The sequence below is a fragment of the Vibrio sp. 2132-1 genome (genome assembly GCF_033344315.1).
In genome coordinates this window covers 1-3,000 of sequence record NZ_JAWPON010000044.1, presented here as the reverse complement: position 1 = coordinate 3,000, position 3,000 = coordinate 1, and the positions used below count along the sequence as shown (strand labels likewise).

The following is a 3,000-nucleotide window of genomic DNA, read 5'->3' as shown; positions in this document are numbered from 1 at the left end:
CATTGAGTCCATCAAAACCCCTTGGGTGTTGTATGGTTAAGCCTCACGGGCAATTAGTACAGGTTAGCTCAACGCCTCACAACGCTTACACACCCTGCCTATCAACGTCGTAGTCTACGACAACCCTTTAGGATACTTAAAGTATCAGGGAGAACTCATCTCAAGGCTCGCTTCCCGCTTAGATGCTTTCAGCGGTTATCGATCCCGAACTTAGCTACCGGGCAATGCGTCTGGCGACACAACCCGAACACCAGAGGTTCGTCCACTCCGGTCCTCTCGTACTAGGAGCAGCCCCTTTCAATTCTCCAACGCCCACGGCAGATAGGGACCGAACTGTCTCACGACGTTCTAAACCCAGCTCGCGTACCACTTTAAATGGCGAACAGCCATACCCTTGGGACCGACTTCAGCCCCAGGATGTGATGAGCCGACATCGAGGTGCCAAACACCGCCGTCGATATGAACTCTTGGGCGGTATCAGCCTGTTATCCCCGGAGTACCTTTTATCCGTTGAGCGATGGCCCTTCCATTCAGAACCACCGGATCACTATGACCTGCTTTCGCACCTGCTCGAATTGTCATTCTCGCAGTCAAGCGGGCTTATGCCATTGCACTAACCTCACGATGTCCAACCGTGATTAGCCCACCTTCGTGCTCCTCCGTTACGCTTTGGGAGGAGACCGCCCCAGTCAAACTACCCACCAGGCACTGTCCGCAACCCCGATAAGGGGTCGACGTTAGAACATCAACACTACAAGGGTGGTATTTCAAGGACGGCTCCACGCAATCTAGCGACTGCGCTTCAAAGCCTCCCACCTATCCTACACATGTAGGGTCAATGTTCAGTGCCAAGCTGTAGTAAAGGTTCACGGGGTCTTTCCGTCTAGCCGCGGGTACACTGCATCTTCACAGCGATTTCAATTTCACTGAGTCTCGGGTGGAGACAGCGTGGCCATCATTACGCCATTCGTGCAGGTCGGAACTTACCCGACAAGGAATTTCGCTACCTTAGGACCGTTATAGTTACGGCCGCCGTTTACCGGGGCTTCGATCAAGAGCTTCGACCGAAGTCTAACCCCATCAATTAACCTTCCGGCACCGGGCAGGCGTCACACCGTATACGTCATCTTGCGATTTTGCACAGTGCTGTGTTTTTAATAAACAGTTGCAGCCACCTGGTATCTGCGACTCTCAATAGCTCCATCCGCGAGGGACTTCACCGTCGAGAGCGTACCTTCTCCCGAAGTTACGGTACCATTTTGCCTAGTTCCTTCACCCGAGTTCTCTCAAGCGCCTTGGTATTCTCTACCCGACCACCTGTGTCGGTTTGGGGTACGATTCCTTACAATCTGAAGCTTAGAGGCTTTTCCTGGAAGCATGGCATCAATGACTTCACTACCGTAGTAGCTCGACGTCGTGTCTCAGCCTTAAGAGAAACCGGATTTACCTAATTTCTCAGCCTACGCACTTGAACCTGGACAACCGTCGCCAGGCCCACCTAGCCTTCTCCGTCCCCCCATCGCAATTGTAAGAAGTACGGGAATATTAACCCGTTTCCCATCGACTACGCCTTTCGGCCTCGCCTTAGGGGTCGACTTACCCTGCCCCGATTAACGTTGGACAGGAACCCTTGGTCTTCCGGCGAGGAGGTTTTTCACCCCCTTTATCGTTACTCATGTCAGCATTCGCACTTCTGATACGTCCAGCATGCGTTACCACACACCTTCAACCGCTTACAGAACGCTCCCCTACCCAATGCACTAAAGTGCATTGCCGCAGCTTCGGTTTACTACTTAGCCCCGTTACATCTTCCGCGCAGGCCGACTCGACCAGTGAGCTATTACGCTTTCTTTAAATGATGGCTGCTTCTAAGCCAACATCCTGGCTGTCTGAGCCTTCCCACATCGTTTCCCACTTAGTAGTAATTTGGGACCTTAGCTGGCGGTCTGGGTTGTTTCCCTCTCCACGACGGACGTTAGCACCCGCCGTGTGTCTCCCGGATAGTACTTACTGGTATTCGGAGTTTGCAAAGGGTTGGTAAGTCGGGATGACCCCCTAGCCTTAACAGTGCTCTACCCCCAGTAGTATTCGTCCGAGGCGCTACCTAAATAGCTTTCGGGGAGAACCAGCTATCTCCAGGTTTGATTGGCCTTTCACCCCTAGCCACAAGTCATCCGCTAATTTTTCAACATTAGTCGGTTCGGTCCTCCAGTTGATGTTACTCAACCTTCAACCTGCCCATGGCTAGATCACCTGGTTTCGGGTCTATATCCAGAGACTGAACGCCCAGTTAAGACTCGGTTTCCCTACGGCTCCCCTAGATGGTTAACCTTGCCACTGAATATAAGTCGCTGACCCATTATACAAAAGGTACGCAGTCACAGGACAAAGCCTGCTCCTACTGCTTGTACGTACACGGTTTCAGGTTCTATTTCACTCCCCTCACAGGGGTTCTTTTCGCCTTTCCCTCACGGTACTGGTTCACTATCGGTCAGTCAGTAGTATTTAGCCTTGGAGGATGGTCCCCCCATATTCAGACAGGATATCACGTGTCCCGCCCTACTCGATTTCACTGAACACACGTCGTCAACTACGGGACTATCACCCTGTATCGTCGGCCTTTCCAGGCTGTTCGTCTAACGCGTGTAAAGCTTAAGGGCTAGTCCAATTTCGCTCGCCGCTACTTTCGGAATCTCGGTTGATTTCTTTTCCTCGGGGTACTTAGATGTTTCAGTTCCCCCGGTTCGCCCTGTTGAGCTATGTATTCACTCAACAGTAATACCTTATGGTATTGGGTTTCCCCATTCGGAAATCCCAGACTCAAATGGTTTTTACTACCTAATCTGGGCTTATCGCAAGTTAATACGTCCTTCATCGCCTCTGACTGCCAAGGCATCCACCGTGTACGCTTAGTCACTTAACCATACAACCCGAAGGAGTTTCGAGTTGATGTTCAAATCACCAAAGTTGTCTCTCATTATTTGAATGAGCGAGAGACAT

1 rRNA gene is annotated in these 3,000 nt (G+C 51.4%); it reads right to left on the bottom strand.

Annotation, left to right across the window (positions count from 1 at the left end):
- Positions 1-32: 32 nt before the first annotated feature.
- Positions 33-2,923: ribosomal RNA gene (locus R8N47_RS23235) — 23S ribosomal RNA — on the bottom strand.
- Between the last annotated feature and the right edge of the window lie 77 nt (positions 2,924-3,000).